The 17,555-nt window shown below is 42.3% G+C and carries 17 protein-coding genes; 13 read left to right on the top strand and 4 right to left on the bottom strand.

Annotated features, from left to right (window positions below):
• The first annotated feature begins 101 nt into the window (after window positions 1–101).
• The 5 genes from JOD17_RS01590 (at window position 102) to JOD17_RS01570 (ending at window position 4,546) form a co-directional block, all read left to right on the top strand.
• Window positions 102–1,322 (top strand): vWA domain-containing protein, encoded by a 1,221-nt coding sequence (locus JOD17_RS01590; protein WP_204695405.1) that lies wholly within the window; start codon window positions 102–104, stop codon window positions 1,320–1,322.
• 124 nt (window positions 1,323–1,446) lie between these two features.
• Window positions 1,447–1,971: a GNAT family N-acetyltransferase gene (locus JOD17_RS01585; RefSeq protein WP_204695404.1), complete on the top strand. Its 525-nt coding sequence runs from the start codon at window positions 1,447–1,449 to the stop codon at window positions 1,969–1,971.
• Window positions 1,971–2,588, top strand: a complete 618-nt coding sequence (locus JOD17_RS01580; RefSeq protein WP_204695403.1) for a lysoplasmalogenase — start codon at window positions 1,971–1,973, stop codon at window positions 2,586–2,588. Before JOD17_RS01585 ends, JOD17_RS01580 begins: the two co-directional genes overlap by 1 nt.
• A gap of 13 nt (window positions 2,589–2,601) precedes the next feature.
• A complete protein-coding gene (locus tag JOD17_RS01575; protein WP_204695402.1) occupies window positions 2,602–3,543 on the top strand; it encodes an alpha/beta fold hydrolase in 942 nt (313 codons plus the stop codon).
• A 16-nt stretch (window positions 3,544–3,559) separates the two neighbouring features.
• Entirely contained in the window at window positions 3,560–4,546 is a 987-nt protein-coding gene (locus tag JOD17_RS01570) for a 2-hydroxyacid dehydrogenase (protein ID WP_204695401.1), read from the top strand.
• Here JOD17_RS01570 and crcB read toward each other — a convergent pair.
• Both crcB and JOD17_RS01560 read right to left on the bottom strand, forming a co-directional pair.
• A complete protein-coding gene (crcB, locus tag JOD17_RS01565) occupies window positions 4,512–4,880 on the bottom strand; it encodes a fluoride efflux transporter CrcB (protein ID WP_204695400.1) in 369 nt (122 codons plus the stop codon). The two genes, JOD17_RS01570 and crcB, sit on opposite strands and share 35 nt — an antisense overlap.
• Complete coding sequence (locus JOD17_RS01560) at window positions 4,877–5,257, bottom strand: CrcB family protein (RefSeq protein WP_204695399.1); 381 nt, start codon at window positions 5,255–5,257, stop codon at window positions 4,877–4,879. The genes crcB and JOD17_RS01560 overlap by 4 nt, the downstream gene beginning before the upstream one ends.
• A 238-nt stretch (window positions 5,258–5,495) precedes the next feature.
• Here JOD17_RS01560 and JOD17_RS01555 point away from each other — a divergent pair, with 238 nt between their 5' ends.
• From JOD17_RS01555 to JOD17_RS01530, 6 genes are all read left to right on the top strand, one after another.
• Window positions 5,496–6,548 (top strand): tetratricopeptide repeat protein, encoded by a 1,053-nt coding sequence (locus JOD17_RS01555; RefSeq protein WP_204695398.1) that lies wholly within the window; start codon window positions 5,496–5,498, stop codon window positions 6,546–6,548.
• A gap of 95 nt (window positions 6,549–6,643) precedes the next feature.
• A complete protein-coding gene (gene trxB / locus JOD17_RS01550) occupies window positions 6,644–7,606 on the top strand; it encodes a thioredoxin-disulfide reductase (RefSeq protein ID WP_042358282.1) in 963 nt (320 codons plus the stop codon).
• Between the two features lie 231 nt (window positions 7,607–7,837).
• Window positions 7,838–8,710, top strand: a complete 873-nt coding sequence (rapZ, locus tag JOD17_RS01545; RefSeq protein WP_255343339.1) for an RNase adapter RapZ — start codon at window positions 7,838–7,840, stop codon at window positions 8,708–8,710.
• Window positions 8,710–9,654 carry a uridine diphosphate-N-acetylglucosamine-binding protein YvcK gene (locus JOD17_RS01540; protein ID WP_204695397.1) on the top strand — a complete coding sequence of 315 codons (945 nt, stop codon included), beginning with the start codon at window positions 8,710–8,712 and terminating at the stop codon, window positions 9,652–9,654. The genes rapZ and JOD17_RS01540 overlap by 1 nt, the downstream gene beginning before the upstream one ends.
• 17 nt (window positions 9,655–9,671) lie before the next feature.
• Window positions 9,672–10,634 carry a DNA-binding protein WhiA gene (whiA, locus tag JOD17_RS01535; protein WP_204695396.1) on the top strand — a complete coding sequence of 321 codons (963 nt, stop codon included), beginning with the start codon at window positions 9,672–9,674 and terminating at the stop codon, window positions 10,632–10,634.
• A gap of 24 nt (window positions 10,635–10,658) precedes the next feature.
• Window positions 10,659–10,910: an HPr family phosphocarrier protein gene (locus tag JOD17_RS01530; RefSeq protein WP_042358284.1), complete on the top strand. Its 252-nt coding sequence runs from the start codon at window positions 10,659–10,661 to the stop codon at window positions 10,908–10,910.
• A gap of 164 nt (window positions 10,911–11,074) precedes the next feature.
• Here the strand turns inward: JOD17_RS01530 and JOD17_RS21470 are convergent, their stop codons facing one another.
• Complete coding sequence (locus JOD17_RS21470) at window positions 11,075–13,864, bottom strand: S8 family serine peptidase (protein ID WP_204695395.1); 2,790 nt, start codon at window positions 13,862–13,864, stop codon at window positions 11,075–11,077.
• Between the two features lie 412 nt (window positions 13,865–14,276).
• Between JOD17_RS21470 and JOD17_RS01520 the strand changes: the two genes are divergently transcribed.
• Window positions 14,277–15,293 carry a YVTN family beta-propeller repeat protein gene (locus tag JOD17_RS01520; protein WP_204695394.1) on the top strand — a complete coding sequence of 339 codons (1,017 nt, stop codon included), beginning with the start codon at window positions 14,277–14,279 and terminating at the stop codon, window positions 15,291–15,293.
• Between the two features lie 67 nt (window positions 15,294–15,360).
• Here JOD17_RS01520 and clpP read toward each other — a convergent pair whose 3' ends face one another.
• The gene (gene clpP, locus JOD17_RS01515; RefSeq protein WP_042358286.1) at window positions 15,361–15,957 is read right to left on the bottom strand and encodes an ATP-dependent Clp endopeptidase proteolytic subunit ClpP; all 597 of its coding nucleotides are present in this window, start codon (window positions 15,955–15,957) and stop codon (window positions 15,361–15,363) included.
• Window positions 15,958–16,176: 219 nt separating this feature from the next.
• On the opposite strand from clpP, the gene rpoN reads away from it, so the two are divergent.
• Entirely contained in the window at window positions 16,177–17,514 is a 1,338-nt protein-coding gene (gene rpoN / locus JOD17_RS01510) for an RNA polymerase factor sigma-54 (RefSeq protein ID WP_204695393.1), read from the top strand.
• Window positions 17,515–17,555: the final 41 nt, after the last annotated feature.

Below are 17,555 nucleotides of genomic sequence, written 5' to 3'. Positions count from 1 at the left end.
TATGATTTATACCAAATGTTGGGAGAGAGTGGAATCTAATGTAGTTTTCGTATAAAATCGTACTTGAGCATTAGTTCTTAAGGTCAGGAGAGATGTATCGGGTGCGAACGAACAAATGGTTCCTAGTCATGTTCGTAGTACTTCTTTCTGCATGTACGTTGGAAGAGGAAGAACCAGTTGAAGAAGAACAACCAGAACATGAGGAACAAATTGAATCGACCTATGAGTTCGGAGAATTCTCACGCTTTGAAGGAGATTCGCCGAGCGAATGGATGCAGGCCGAACCTGGAAGTTTGTACAATGAGCCAAATGATGAAGAAAAAGCGCTAAAGATATTACGCGAGCAAGCGGAAAACGACGTTTCGGAATCTCAGTTGTACTATCAAATGTTAGATTTAGTTGCGAGTGATTATCGTGATTATCACGAGTATTTTGATCAATTAGATGACGTGTATGATGATATCGTTGAAGCGAGCGCACAAGTAAGAGAAGATGCACTGCAAATGAATGTGCATGTGATTTTTGATGCGCACATTGAAGCGTTCACAACGAGTGAAATCGAACCGTTGCTGTATGAGTTTTTAATGGACATGCCGGATGATACGAATGTTTCATTGAAATTACTCGGTTCGGGGCGAGTTGAGGAACCTTGTGAGACGAGTGTTGATGAGGATTCAGACTTACCATTTGACGAAAAAGAGGCAGAATCTTTACATGTCGAGTCGTATGACGAAACACCGATTGCTCATGCCCTAAATTCTGTTGAAAATATTTTCCCTTCGTATGATGAGGATAAGCCTGTTAAAAATGTCGTTTACTTAATCGCTGCCAATCAAGACAATTGTGATGGTGTTCCAGAGGAAGTAGCGAGCGAGTTGGATGCGATTATTAATGTAATTGGGTTTGACGTTGACGAAGAGACAGATGAATATCTGAAAGCCATTGCTACTGCGGGTAACGGAAATTACGTTCCAGTCACGACAGTTGAAGAGTTAACGCGCACAATAGAAATTGCTTCTATTGAAACGATTCAGTTATGGCGTGATTGGCAAGTAGAGTGGATGGAGGATGAGCGTGATCGTCAAATGGTTTACATTGATGAATCACGTGAACAGCAAGATGAGATGGTTGAAGAAACGAGACTTGAACAAGAGCGTTTACGTACTTTGACAGATCAATTAGAAGAAGAGTTTAATCTAAATGGTTCGATGATTCGTAGTAATGTCAACGAACGAGCGGTCGCCTTGCGCAATTACATGGAAGAAACATCGCTGAAATTCCGAGATGAAGCCTTTCAAGCAGGGACGATGACAGGAAATTAAACTAAGTTGCTATCGTGAGATTAGCGACTTAGTTTTTTTCGTGTGGAATTAATTCATTGAACAAAAAGGCGCTGTTCAGTAAGATAATGGTAACGACATAACGGTCGATGGAAAGGGGATCTAAATGACAAGCATCAATGCATTGCGCCGTTGTATGCCGTCTGATGTAGAGGCGTTACGAGCGGTGAGTATCGATACTTTTGTAGAGACTTTCGCTTCTCAAAATGAACCAGTTCAATTGGAGCGTCATTTGGAACGCGCCTTCGCCTACTCAAAGCTAGAGTTAGAGCTCCAAGAAGAACAATCAGAATTTTACGTGATTGATGAAGGTGATGAGTTTCAGGCACTTCTGAAGCTGAATGTTGGTGCTGCACAATCAGAGCCGTTTGGAGAGGACCACTTGGAGATTGAACGAATCTACATACGGTCTTCCAATCAAGGCCAAGGAATAGGGCGAGCACTACTTGAATTTGCGTTTCAGCGAGCGAAAGAGCTTAATAAAATGTATGTCTGGTTAGGAGTCTGGGAGAAAAACTTACGAGCTAAACAAGTGTATGAACGTCTCGGTTTCACAGCATTTGATGAGCATTATTTTTATTTCGGTGAGGAGCAACAAAGAGATATTCTCATGAAACGGAGTAGTGAGTGATGAACACTCGTCTGTTATCACTTTTAATCCTGATTACTGGTCTTCTTTACATCTTTATTATTCCTAATGTTTTTGAACAGAGCACAATCATCGTCGTTTTTAAAGTTATACCGATGTTGTTGATCATTCTATATGGTTTGAAAATCCGTGAACGTGGTATAAGGAACTTGGTGATGTATGGTCTGATTGTCTGTGCAATCGCTGACGTTGCTATTGCGTATTCGTTTCTTGCAGGTTTGATCATCTTTTTACTAGGGCATTTGCTTTATATTCCAGCTTTTTGGAAATATCGTAAACATACAACGTTGAAGTGGCCGTTTATTGCTATAGCGATTTACATGGGATCGATGGGGTGGATCTTTGGATCGACACTGATCGGTACGACTGAGCAAGGTCTGGTCTTACCTGTATTCTTTTATATTATTGTAATCGGACTGATGGGGATTGTCGCGATCAAAACGAGAAATCGATTAGCCATTATTGGCGCCCTTTTTTTTATCCTCTCGGATAGCATTCTTGCTTGGAATAAGTTCGTTGAACCATTATCAAGTTCTCATATATTAATTATGTCGACGTATTATGCGGCGCAGTATTGCATTGCACGAAGTCGATTGTAAGGGGATGAGGAAGATGTTTACGATCAAACAGTACTTAGAAATCGACGGTCATGAACATGGGATGATCATTGAAGGGACGAATGAAGACAATCCAATTGTTTTGTTTCTACATGGGGGGCCTGGGTATTCAGAATATCCGATGATCTCACGTGAGAAACTAGACTGGTTGCAACATGTAACAGTTTGTTATTGGGATCAACGCGGCGCAGGCATGTCTTACAATCGTTCAACACAAGGTGAGCTTTCTCCTGAACGGTTTGTTCAAGATTGCGTACACGTGACGTTGCATTTAAAACAGCAGTGGCGAAAAGAAAAGATCTATCTATTCGGTCACTCTTGGGGAAGTATAGTCGGCAGTTTAGTGGCGCATCAGTACCCTGAACATTATTACGCTTACATCGGAACCGGTCAAATCGGTCGCTATTTGGAATCGGCGAAAGATACCGTTCGTTTTGTGAAACAAAATGCTCAATACCGCGAAGATAAACGTGCGCTTAAACGAGCGAATAAAGTTGTGTTTGATCAAGAGTTACATACGAGCCGTCCGCTCGTTCAAGTGCTCAGTTACGTAAATAAATATCGTGGTGGTATGAAGCGATCTGGTTATTCTACGTGGCAAGGTTTTGTTGATGTCTTACGGAGCAAACATTATACAGATCGTCAGAAGTTTAATGTGATCCCCGGTTCTTTTCAAACGTATAAAGAAGTGGGCGAATTTATGGTTCATGCGGATTTGGCAAAATTAACTCCAAACTTTGATTTGCCTATTTATATCTTGCATGGAAGGCATGACTTCCAAACGAGCATTCTGGAGGCAGAACGTTTCTACGAATTGATCGAAGCACCTTACAAAGAGTTTCACGTTTTTGAAGAAAGTGCTCATTCACCATTTGTGGAAGAGAAAGAACAGTTCGTTACCGTTTTGCAACAAATCATTCACCAAACGAGCGCCTAAGTCGAAGGAGGAGACGATGAAACCTTACGTCTATATCGGACATCCAATTGAAAAAGAAACAGAAGCCTATATTGCCAAGCATTGTCACTATAAAATTTGGAACGAAGAAAATGAAAAAGTGCCTGAAGTGGTGTTGAAACAAGAATTAAAACATGCTGACGGGGCGATGTTGACAGCAACGAAAGTGACAGATGAGATCGTTCGTGATGCGAACCAACTAAAAGTCATTAGTACAGTGAGTGTTGGCTATGATCAATTTGATGTTGATGTGCTTTCAAAACATGGGATCTACGGTACTCACACTCCTTATGTCCTCGACGATACAGTTGCTGATTTGATCTTCGGAATCTTGCTATCAGCATCAAGGAGAATTGGCGAACTTCATCATTACGTGAAAAAGGGGAAGTGGACAATTGAGCCTGACAGTGCATTTTACGGTCAAGATGTTCACCATAAGACACTAGGCATTGTAGGGATGGGACGAATCGGAGAAAAGATTGTCCGTCGTGCAAAACTGGGGTTTGAAATGGACATCGTTTATCACAACCGTTCTCGTAAACCAGAGATTGAAGAACAATACGATGTATCGTATGTGGAGCTTGAAGAGTTGTTAAAAACAGCCGATTTTGTACTTCTTATGGTCCCGCTTACAGATGAGACTGTAAAATTGATCGGGGCAAACGAGCTTTCGCTCATGAAGTCCACAGCAGTATTGATTAACGGTGCCAGAGGCCCTGTTATTGATGAGGGCGCACTCGTTCAGGCGCTTAAGAATAAAGACATCTTCTCAGCGGCACTTGATGTGTTTGAAACGGAGCCTTTACCGAGTGATCATCCATTTTTGCAACTCGACAATGTTACGCTGACCCCGCATATTGGTTCAGCAACGTTGGCAACGACACGCGCAATGGAAATGCGTGCAGCAGAAAACGTCGTTCAAGGAGCATTGGGAAACGTTCCAAGAGACGTTATCCCTGAACTAAAATCGCGTAACCGAGTATAAAAAAACCGATGCTTAACAAGACCGAGAGCGATACGTAAACAATCATGTGAACGTATCGTTTTTGTGAGAATAAATCGAGTGCTTCGACACTGAACGTAGAGAACGTTGTAAAACCGCCAAAAAAGCCGATGGCAATAGTTGCATAGATGAACGAGTCTGATGCAAGTTGTTCAATCGCAATAAATGCACCAAGTCCAAATGAACCGAGAGCGTTCACGACGATCATGGATACAGGGATAAACGCGTTTTGAAAGGCTTTAGCTAAAGTGAGCCCAAGCAAATAACGCAAAAGACTCCCGATAGCACCGCCTATTGTCACGGCTAGAATGTTCAATGATTATCACCTCGGTTTATTCTTTTTCCAATCATGTAACCAATAAAGGCAAGCGTAATGCCACCGATGATTGAAACGCTCAAGTAGATCGTTAAGAAAGCCACACTTTCATGAAAGATTTGTACAACATCGTAACCGAAAGTCGACATGGTCGATAAGCCTCCACAAAACCCTACCCCAAGACCAACAAATAGCGGCTGTTTAAATCGTGATTTCGTTGCGGTAAGTATGCCAAGTAGAAAGCTTGCAAGTAAATTAACGATCATCGTTGCAATGTGAGGGCTTATAGGCAGTTCTAGCGCAAGATAACGCACTGCACTTCCAGTTCCGCCTCCTAGAAGAACGGCTGTGATTGTATAACAATGACCTCTATTCACAACAATCCTCCTTTAGACTCGTCCTAAATTAGTCGTAACAAAAAACTTAAGTAGCATCACGCAAAATAAACCGTAAAAACTCATGATGTAGTGCCACAAAAGAGAAACTTTTGGAAAGGATGAGAGGGTTTTTAAAGCGTCTTATCTATGGTATAATCAAAACGTTATGCTTTGTTTTAAGGTGCCTTCCTTGACAAAGTACATTTTTTATGTGAAGCCGAGAGTGAGGGTTTGTTCAATGGGTCAAGTTGTCCCTTTTATACAGAATCCAGAATACTTCTTTAAACAAGGAGTCGTTGCATATCAAAAGAAGGATTGGCAACGATCGATTCGCTATTTGCAACGTGCCATTGACTTGCGTCCCCTAGAAGGGGTTTTTCATTGTCAGCTGGCAGCCGTTTTATCGGATATGGGGCAATATGAACGCTCTAATGAAATTTTACTACATGTGATTGAACATATCGATTACAAGCTCTATGACTGTTATTACTTTCTCGCTAATAATTATGCCTATTTAGGCTTATTTGATCGCGCAAGAGACGCTGCGAATAAATATATCCAACTTATGCCTGACGGAGACTTCCGCGAAGATACAGATGAGTTATTGCAACTGTTGAATCTTGAAGACATCGGTAGCGATGATTTTTCCGATGATGAATCGTTAGATGCTCCAATGTCGGATGAGTTTATTTTACGTTTTGAAGAAGTGCACCAATTTATTAAAGATCAAAACTATCTCAAAGCAGAAGAACAACTGCGAGAATTGATCTTTGAAAACCCGAGTTATTATGCGGCTTACAGTCAGCTTGCTCGCGTATTACACCTTCTCGGGCGCACTGAAGAAGCCATTTATTTTCTTGATGAACTCTTACAAGTTGAAGCTTACGTTCCAGCAATATGTCAAATTGCATTACTGCTTGATCACGCTGGACACGACCAAGAACTTCATTATTGGAAAGAAAAATTAATCGATGTGATGCCAATTGATAAAAATCACATGTATAAAGTAGCAGCAACACTTTGCCGACTCGGTGAATACGAGGCTGCACTCCATGCTTTTCAATATTTGCATAAGCATTCGTACCAAGAAAAAGGTGTTTTCTTCTACCGATTCGGAGTTGCAGCATTTCATTGTGGTCACGATGCAAAAACGAAAAAATTCTGGTCGATGGCAAGGCGTACAGGACATGAAAAGGCCGCGCTGTTGTTACAAACTTGGGAAGAACGTTCGTTATCGAATGAAGAAGTACGGTGTGAAACGGTTCAAGATTTAGCGTTCGGTCTTGATTAAGCAGATCAATGGACGACAAGGTCTAAGATCCCATATACTCATATCAGGATAATAAATACTAGATCGCAAAGAATACTGAAAAAGGAGTGGGCAGGATGACAGGGGATATAGAAAAAATCTATGATGTCATTATTATAGGTGCTGGACCTGCAGGGATGACTGCGGCTGTTTACACGTCTAGAGCTGAAATGTCGACATTGATGATTGAACGGGGAATTCCAGGTGGACAGATGGCAAACACTGAAGACGTGGAGAACTACCCAGGATATGACCATATTTTAGGTCCGGATCTTTCCAATAAAATGTTTGATCACGCAAAGAAATTCGGTGCTGAATACGCATACGGAGACATTAAATCCATCGAAGATGGTAAAGAATACAAGACGATTCATGCTGGAAGTAAGACGTACAAAGCGCGTGCAGTGATTGTTTCCACAGGTGCGGAGTACAAAGCATTAGGAATTCCTGGCGAAAAAGAACTTGGTGGTCGTGGTGTGTCTTACTGTGCCGTTTGTGATGGCGCGTTCTTCCGTGAGCGTGAAATCATCGTCGTTGGTGGGGGAGATTCTGCGGTTGAAGAAGCGGTTTACCTGACGCGTTTTGCTAATAAGGTAACAATCGTTCATCGTCGTGACCAATTAAGAGCACAAAAGATTTTGCAACAACGTGCATTTGTAAACGACAAGATCGATTTTAAATGGAATACGATTGTTAAGGAAGTAAACGGTGAAAACGGGAAAGTGAAAAGCGTGACACTTTCTGATGTTGAAACTGGTGAAGAGTATGAGCACGAAACGGAAGGTGTATTTATTTACATCGGAATGCTCCCACTCAATGATGCAGTCAAAGATCTTGGGATTACGAACGAAGATGGTTACATCGAAACGAACGAAGAGATGGAGACGGCTGTGGCAGGTATTTACGCAGCGGGAGACATTCGTGAGAAGTCCCTTCGTCAAATCGTTACAGCGACTGGAGACGGCAGTTTAGCAGCTCAAAATGCACAACATTATGTTGAAGAATTGTTGAATCAAGTGGAAGCTGGCAAAGGTTCGTGACCAATCACCTAGGTCGTTACCCAATCTTTATAATTTCGTTATTCGCTTTTAACTGATTTGTAATCACGATGCAACACTCATGCGCTATGATGGGGTTAGTTAATTGACCCCCCTTTTATATATGTTGATGCGCAAGGCGAAATCGCCTTGCGCCTTTTTTGGGCATAAAGGTTATTGTCATGTATACTAGAGGGAGAGTTAAAGGATCGTGGCAGTATAGGGGGAGATCTTGTGAAGGAAGATATTCAAATTGTCGTCATTACGGGCATGTCAGGCGCAGGCAAAACAGTAACGGTTCAAAGCCTAGAGGATTTAGGCTATTTTTGCATCGATAACTTACCTCCAGCATTAATCCCTAAGTTATTAGATCTCATTGAAGCAGGTTCAATGAATCGAGTGGCACTCGTCATGGACTTACGTGGACGAGAGTTTTTTGAGCAAGTATTTTCAGCTGTGAGCTTGCTTGGAGATACGGCAAATTTACACACGCATATTCTTTTTCTTGATGCAGACAATGAGAAGCTCGTTTCCCGTTATAAAGAGACGAGGCGTTCCCATCCTCTAGCGCCGGACGGTTCATTGCTTGAAGGAATCGAAAAGGAACGTAAGATTCTCGAAGAAATCAAAGGTCGGGCAAGACACAGAATTGATACTACGAACTTAAAGCCAAAGCAACTTCGTGAAGAAATTAATCGCTTATTTTCATCACCGGAAGAACAGCCATTTACCGTTCATTTTATGAGTTTTGGATTTAAACACGGTGTACCGATTGATGCAGATTTAGTGTTTGACGTACGCTTCTTACCCAACCCGCATTACATTGATCGACTTCGTCCAATGACAGGCCTTGATAAAGACGTATCTGACTATGTATTGAAATGGGACGATACGAAGAACTTTATTACAAAACTTCAAGATTTACTTACGTTTATGCTCCCATTATACAAACAAGAAGGTAAAACGCAGCTTATTGTTGCCATTGGTTGTACAGGTGGACAACATCGATCTGTAACGTTAGTGGAACATTTTGCGAACCTATACGAACAAGAATACAACGTGCACAGAAGTCACCGCGATCGTAAAGTCGGGGGAGAAGAACGATAGTGGCCCCGCAAAAGGTGGTCGTAATCGGGGGCGGCACAGGCTTGGCAGTACTGTTAAGAGGTTTGAAAACGTTTGATGTCGAAATCTCCGCGATCGTAACGGTAGCTGATGATGGCGGAAGTTCAGGGAGGTTACGAAAAGAACTGAACGTGCCCCCACCTGGTGACGTACGAAATGTATTGGTTGCGCTTGCGGAAGTAGAGCCTTTAATTGAACAGCTGTTCCAACACCGCTTTAAAAACGGCGAAGGACTTAGTGGTCATTCACTAGGCAATTTGCTACTTGCTGGTATGACATCGATCACGGGTGACTTTGCTCAGGGAATTACCGAGTTGAGTCGCGTGTTGAATGTTCGCGGTAAGGTGTTACCTGCTTCAAATGATAGCTTGGAGCTTTCTGCAACGCTAACTGACGGTACAACGATTCACGGTGAATCCAATATCCCGAAAGCAAACAAGCCGATCGCTAATGTGTGGATCGAGCCTAAAAACCCAAAGGCACTTCCCGAAACATTAAAAGCGATTCATGAAGCAGACAAGATTGTCATCGGTCCAGGTAGTCTATTTACAAGTGTTCTTCCTAATTTACTCGTCCCTGAAATCTCAGAAGCGATCATGCAATCAAGTGCAAAGAAAATGTACATTTGTAATGTGATGACTCAGTTTGGAGAAACAGAACGTTATAGTGCTTCAGAACATGTAACGGCGATTCATCAACACGTGGGGACAGCACTCTTTGATTACGTGATTGTTAACGATGCCCCGATTCCGAATAAGGTGGCCATGCGTTATTTAGATGAGCAAGCAGAGGCAGTATCGTGTGATGAAGAAGCACTACTTCAACTTAAGCTACAAGTCATTCGAGATGATTTTATTCTGATTGATGATGGCGAACATATCCGTCATCATGCAAAAAAAATCTCCGAAGTAATATTATCAATATAAAAAGGTGGTGAGCGCCTATGTCTTCTTTTGCCGCAATGACAAAGAAAGAACTGACGCAAATCGATTCAGAGCATTGCTGTGAAAAGGCAGAGTTGGCTGCGCTCATAAGAATGAACGGCTCCCTTTCATTTAGCAATGGACGCTTATCTTTAGACATTTCTACAGAGAATGCTGCGATTGCTAGAAGAATTTATACGCTCTTAAAGCGATCTTATCGCAATATGAAAGCGGAACTAGTTGTTCGCAAAAAGATGAGACTTAAGAAAAACAACGTCTATATTGTTCGCCTATATGAACAAGTGAAAGAGATATTGGCAGATACAGAAATCATGAACGATGGATTTACGTTCACACGTACGATCTCAAAAGAACTCGTTAATGAGTCATGTTGCAAACGTGCATACTTACGGGGTGCGTTTCTTGCAGGGGGATCGGTCAATCACCCTGACACTTCATCGTATCATCTGGAGATATTCTCGCTTTACGAAGAGCATAACCGGGCGTTGCAACAACTGATGGCAGAGTTTGAATTGCAAGCGAAAGTGCTAGAACGTAAAAAGGGATTTATTCTCTATGTCAAAGAAAGCGAGAAGATCACTGAGTTTCTTAACATTATCGGTGCTCATCAAGCGTTGCTCTACTTCGAAGACGTCCGGATTATGAAGGATATGCGAAACTCAGTAAATCGACTAGTGAACTGTGAGACAGCGAACCTTAACAAAACGGTCGGCGCAGCACTACGACAAGTTGAAAACATTCAGTTGTTAGATCGTGAAGTAGGATTAGAGCGTTTGCCTCACAAAATTCGTGAAATCGCCGAACTTCGGGTACAACATCAAGATGTGACCCTCAAAGAGTTGGGAGAGATGGTTCCGAGTGGCAAGGTAAGTAAATCAGGGGTTAACCACCGCCTACGTAAAATCGATGAGCTCGCTGAGAAGATTCGTAATCATGAACCGATCCAAATTCCGCAAACATAACGTTTATAGAAAGGAAGACTGGCAATGATCCAACGCGAAGTGACTGTTTCCTTAAAAACGGGTTTGCAAGCACGCCCCGCGGCGTTGTTTGTACAAGAAGCAAATCGATTCGGCTCGAACGTATTTCTAGAGAAAAACGGACAAGAAGTGAACGCCAAAAGCATTATGGGTGTCATGAGTCTAGCCATACGTAAAGGAACAAGTGTTACAATTAAAGCAGATGGGAACGATGCAAACGAAGCATTAGATGCATTAGAAACGTTTGTTACAGAATAAAAAACGGCGTAGCTCCTTAAGGGCTGCGCCATTTTTTATGCCTTCGATGGTCGAAGTTAAATACTGTAAGTGTTCGCGTTATGTAGAAGCTCGCACAACAATCAAATTGAGTCCTCAAAAAACTCCCTTCAACGTAGATGTGTACGTTGAAGGGAGTATCGGAGTTAGTCTTGTACAGCTTTCCAAACGTCCCATTCGCCTGAGTCGTTCGGGTTGTTTCCTTGCGTCCACCATTTTGCTTCAAATAGTTGACCGTCATGCATGACGCGATCGCCACCGACGTAGACTTCACTTTGAGTCCAGACTGGGTATCCGTCTTCTAATTCAGGTTCTGTACAATCAGAGGCGATTTTCCAAACATCCCATTGTCCAGATTGTTCAGGGTTCTCACCTTGCGTCCACCATTTTGCTTCATAGAAATTGCCGTTGTGTTCAACGCGATCTCCACCAGTATAAATGTTTGAACTAGACCAAGCTTCGTGTTCACACAGTGGTGGGTTTTCAGGTTCGGGTTCTGGAGCAGGTTCTGTTGCTTCTTCGTCGTGAGCCAGAACTTCAAACACATCACTTTGTGCAGTGTTCGTTTGTTCGAGGTACGTCGCATAGCCAATCATGACGTACTCACCTTCATCAAGTGGGTTGCCGTTAAGTGTAGCGTCGTAGTTCGTTTCAAACGTACCACCAGTTACGTCGGAATACGTAGTTGCAAGACCTAAATACTCACCTGTTTCAGCATCATAGACCCAAAATCCGAGTTCCTCAGCTCCTCGAGGAACATTCGCGACTACATCGAACTCATTAATTTCGTCAGTCTCAAGCACATTAAGACTCGTAATACGCGGATAATCAGGCTCTCCGACGAAAAGAATTGTCGGTACTTCAATCGTATCAGTTAAACTCTGTACGGTAATCGTACCTTCATAGTAATCTTGTTCAAGTAGATCAGGATTTACCTGAATGTTAAGGCGTACTTCGCCAGAATCTCCTGGTTGAAGGGCGATATCGCTGCTTGACATCGCAGTAATTCCACTTGGATTGCCGTGGAATTCAATATCAAAGCCATAGGCTTGGCGTTGATCAGAAACGTTATTGATCGTAAATGAACTGCGCTTCGTTTGGATGCCATCTTCTTCTGTGAAAATACCGAATGAGTGGCTACCTGGTGAAACAGTTGAATCGACGGTTAATGCTTCAACGAGACGAATGCTACCTGTTCCTTGTGTGTTAAATGGATAAGCATTTCCGTCTGCATCATAAAGTGATTCAGCTGTGTTCATAAGCGCAGAACGTACATGATCAACAGATGCATTTGGATCAGCTTCGAGAAGGAGTGCAGCAGCACCGGCAACATGCGGTGAAGCCATGCTTGTTCCTTGCATTGATGAATACCCATGTGGATTCGAAGAATCGTGTGTTGGAACAGTACTCACGATCGCTACACCAGGTGCTGAAACATCTGGTTTGATCATCCAAGTGTTCATAACCGGGCCTCTTGAAGAGAAATCAGCGACAGTTTCGCCTACTTCACGTTCAAAATCAAGGTCAAAAGAAACGGTATTGTTTCCTTGAGCGATTTGAGATTGAAGTTGTTGACCATCTTCTAGTGAAAGCTTAATCGTTGGAATAGAAAGACCTGGTACGTCAGGTTGTTCACCGGCAACGTTGTTGAAAATAATTGCTCCAGTGGCACCTGCTGCTTCAGCGTTATCCGCTTTCTCAACGAATGGCAGGTCACCACGAACCATTAGCGCAATTTTGCCTTCAACATCAACGTCCTCAAAGTCTTCTGGAGCACCAATTCCTACATCAACGACTTCAAAGTCTCCGTCATTTAAGCGAAGAAGTTCTAACTCGCTCGGGAAGCCCATTACTTCTGCGGAATCAAAGCTTGCACTTCCACTCGATAATGCTGCGGAGTATTCTGGGAATGGAAGCTGAGTTGCACCGACAGAAATGGCATCTCGTGACGTTCCTGGTGATCCAACCGTCCAGTTGTTAGGACCTGAATTCCCGTTAGAAGTGACTGCAACAACACCGTCAGCCATTGCTTGATCTAAGGCAATGCTCGTTGCGAAGTCAGGGTCATTCAAGGTGTTTCCGAGTGATAAGTTCATAATATCTGCGCCATCAAGAACAGCTCGTTCGATCCCCGCAATAACGTTTGCTGTCGTACCAGATCCACCAGGACCTAATACACGGTAGGCCAAAAGATCTGCATCAGGAGCAATGCCCGTTACGAGTCCGTTACCTGCGACTGTACCTGCTACGTGCGTACCGTGGTTCGTTTGATTACCTCGAGGGTCTCCTGGAGGTGTTTCTTGTGGGTCTTCGTCGTTATCAACAAAGTCATAGCCTTTGTAAGAACCAAAGGAGCTTGCAAGGTCAGGGTGTGTGTAATCAACACCTGTATCAATTACAGCGACAGTTACACCATCCCCAGTGAACCCGAGGTCAAATGCGTCTTCATTCCCGATGAATGGACCGCTATCGAGCATATGCGGACTAAATTCCTCTTCTGTAATCGGAATTTCCTCACCGACCGTTCCTGTTTCATATTCAACGTCAGGGTAAACCGCTTTTATTCCGTCAATAGTAAGTAGTTGTGGAATTTCATTTTCAGGTAGTTCAATAGAAAAGCCTGAAAAAACGTATCCATACTCTTGAATCACATCGACTGAGCTTACGTTCAGTTCAATGTCATCGATGACGTTACTTCGTTCATCAGTAAGTACAGAGCGCGACTGACGTACCCCTCGTTGTTTTGCTTCTAGTTCGGAGTACTCTTCTAGCTCTACAATAACCGTCTTATTGGAAGAAGAAGAAAAGTCATGGTCCCCGAAAATTTGTGCCTGCATAAAGTCCTCTGCTTGTTGAGCATTAGCTCCTTGAGGTAATGCTGAAGACGCTAATAAAAAGAAAATACTAGAAAGTGCGAAAGTTTTGAATTTAGTCATCTTGTCCTCCTTTTTGCAATTAAAGCTTGTAATGTAAGTACGAATAACCCCCCTTTAATCTTCTATTGAACGACTATTTCTATATACGAAACAAAAAGCCTCCCCAAGTAATTGAATACAGTGATTTCGACCTCCATAAAAAGATGGATTTGTGACTTAGTAACTAAAAGATAGTTAGGTCTAAAATCGAGGGGGTTTTTGTTTTCATGAAGTAAAGGAGCCTAGCACACTCATTTCACAACATCATCGAAAAGATATGTATCTTTTGTGCTTGAAGATGAAATGAATGACGAACAACACAGTGGAGTCTAGATTACATTGCGTTGCATGTAAATGGGTGGGTCAAGACAGCGAATAACCATGCATCTTAAACATTCATACATATGCTGATAATAATGAGAGGAGGTTTAACATGTCGAGATCGAAAAAAGATCATTGTCACCAACAAATTGTCATTAACAATAACCTCATCAATGGTCCTGGTAACGTCCCACCGGTGCCAACACCAACGATTCCACCAGAGCCTGATATTTGTGGGAAGATCTACGTTGCAGATGGAAGGGATCGTTCAATAACTGTGTTAGACGTGGCTACCGGTGAAGTGATTGGAACGATCCCATTGTCGGGCAACCCATTCTCTGCGTATGTCAATCAAGACAAACGTCAATTGTACGTGATTGATAGTTTTGAAGGTTTATTGGAAGTGATTGACGTTGAAACAGATGAAGTTGTACAAACGATTCGAGTAGCCTTTGGAGCGGATATTGCAACCAACCTTGTTTATGACCCTGTACAAGAAATTATTTATGTAGCGGTTTCTTCAGGAATTCGTTTGTTAGATGCAAACACCTTTGAACAAGTTGGGTTTATTAATACCGATGCAAGTGCAAATAACCCTTATGATATTGCACGCGATCCAGTTACAGGTTATATATATGCAACGAATTCATTTGGTGATTTTGTTTACGTGATTGACGGTTCAACAATTATCGGCCAAATACCCGTAGGACAAAATCCAAACCAAATTACAATTGACCCAACGACGAGACGAGCGTACGTATCAAATCATGGCAGTCGAGATGTATCGGTGATCGATTTGACGACAAGTCAAGTCATTGCAACGATAACAACGGGGAATGTTACACCTTACAGAACCGCTGTTGATGTGGCAACGAATACGGTATACACCGCATTAAATAACGGTACAGTTGCTGTTATTGATGGTGATACAAACACAATTATTGATTATATTGACGTTGGGGGATTCCCAAGAGCAATTGCAATCAATGCCATTGATCGACTCGCTTACGTGAGTAACAACTTAGACAATACCGTTTCCGTCATTGACCTTAATACACGTGAAGTAATCGCTACAATTCCTGTTGGGAATGGACCGTACGGCATAGGAATTTACCAATTCCCTTGTTAACGAAGGCAAAATAAAAAACGGAGGAAATGAGACTCGCTCATCTTCTCCGTTAAATCGTTACCTTTGTTTATTTTCCAGGTTGACCGTTTTTCTCAAAGATTTGATCAACAAGACCGTACGTTTTGGCAGCTTCAGCTGTCATAAAGTTATCACGATCTGTGTCGCGTTCAATCACTTCAAGTGGTTGACCGGTTCTTTCAGAAAGAATTTGGTTTAGCTTGCCACGCATTTCGATAATACGACGAGCGTGAATCTCGATGTCAGATGCTTGACCTTGCGTTCCACCGAGTGGTTGGTGAATCATAATCTCACTGTTCGGAAGTGCGAAACGCTGACCTTCTTCTCCAGCAGCGAGAAGGAACGCTCCCATTGATGCTGCCATACCGATGCAAATCGTCGATACTTTCGGAGTAATGTATTGCATCGTATCATAAATTGCCATACCTGCTGTAATGGATCCGCCTGGGCTGTTAATATAAAGAGAGATATCTTTATCTGGGTCTTCAGCTTGTAAGAATAGCATCTGTGCAACGATGGAGTTCGCTACGTTATCATCGATTCCAGATCCTAGCATAATAATGCGGTCTTTCAATAAGCGGGAATAAATGTCATAGGCACGTTCACCGCGATTTGTTTGTTCAATAACTGTTGGGATTAAGTTCATTGTCGTACCTCCTCATATGTTCTGCATTTATCTTACCTCTTAGGTCAATAAAGGTCAAATCAAACGCATACTCTCATTATATGATTTCCGATCTGCAAATTATTCAAACCCATCTAGCATGATTTTGTGATGTAACGTATAATATAGAAAAAGTTCAACTTTTAGACATAATTTGAAGACATGATTTACGATAGGCAATTCTTATAGGGGGAGATTGTAATGAATCTGGAGATGGGCCTGTTCCAACAACAGACGATGAAGCTAGTCATGACGCAGCAATTGCGCCAGGCGATCTCACTGTTGCAGTACTCATCATTAGAATTATCGGAATACATTGAGGATCAAGCCCTTGAGAACCCGCTGCTTGAGGTATTGGAGTCTGAAGAAACGCCATTTATACCAGATGCTCCTGTACTTTGGAGAGATCGTGATGAGTCTGGAGTAGAAAACGGTGCAGAATCGTTCTTAGAACAAATTAAAGAAAGTCGTACGGACTTGACAACCATTCTGTTTGAACAGTTGCAACATTTGAATAGTGATAAAGCGACTCATGACCATATTACTTATTTAATTTATAACTTAAATGAACAAGGCTATTTACAAGTTGATGTTGATAAAGCAGTGAATGAAGGTAGTATGACTGAGTCACAATTTCATAAAGCGCTCTTTCATTTACAAGGGATGGAGCCAATCGGAGTCGGTGCAAGAAGCTTAGCAGAGTCACTATTGATTCAAATGCGTGAACATCCTGAGGAGTTTGAACTTGCAGAAACCATTGTAGAATTTTATTTGCAACCGTTTGCAGAGAAGAAATGGAAAGCGTTGAGTGAAGAATTACAAGTGACGATGAAAGAATTGCAAGACGTTCACGATTACATTCAGCAATTTAACCCTTGGCCAACGCAAGGAATGGGTGGCGAACAGCCACGTTTTATCACCCCAGATGTGTATGTCGTGCGTGAAGACGACCAATGGCGGGTGCAATTAAATGATGAATCGCTACCGAGAATTCGATTGAACCGACAGTATCGGAATTTATTAGAACAAAAGAATACCGAAAACAAGGAAGCTTTCGACTATGCCCATCAAAAGTACAAACAGCTTGTTTGGCTGTTAAAAAGCATTGATCAAAGACAGCAAACCGTTCGTCTTGTAACAGAAGCCATTGTTGACTATCAACAGCAATTTTTTGATACGGGTAATTTGCGACCGATGACGCTGAGGCATATTGCAGAGATGGCAGGTGTACACGAGTCAACAGTTTCAAGAACGACGACGTCGAAGTACATCCAAACCCCGCGGGGATGCTTTGAGCTAAAAGCCTTCTTTAGTAAAGGTTTACAACGTGCAGTTGGGGAAGATACTTCTGCGACCGTACTAAAGCAGTCGATTCGTGAGTGGATTGAGGAAGAAGATAAATGCAAACCTTTATCCGATCAGAAGATTACCGATCGATTTCAAAGTGAACAAGGGATTAAAGTTTCTCGTCGTGCAGTCGCAAAGTATCGAGATGAATTAAAGATTCCTGCATCTTCTAAAAGAAAACGTTTCGCTTAAAGGTCGGTGTTTTTTACACCGACCTTTTCAATTGGAAAGGA

The organism is Geomicrobium sediminis, from assembly GCF_016908595.1.
GTDB lineage: Bacteria > Bacillota > Bacilli > Bacillales > Marinococcaceae > Geomicrobium_A > Geomicrobium_A sediminis.
Note: the sequence above shows the minus strand (reverse complement) of the source record. Positions and strands in the feature narration are given on the sequence as shown.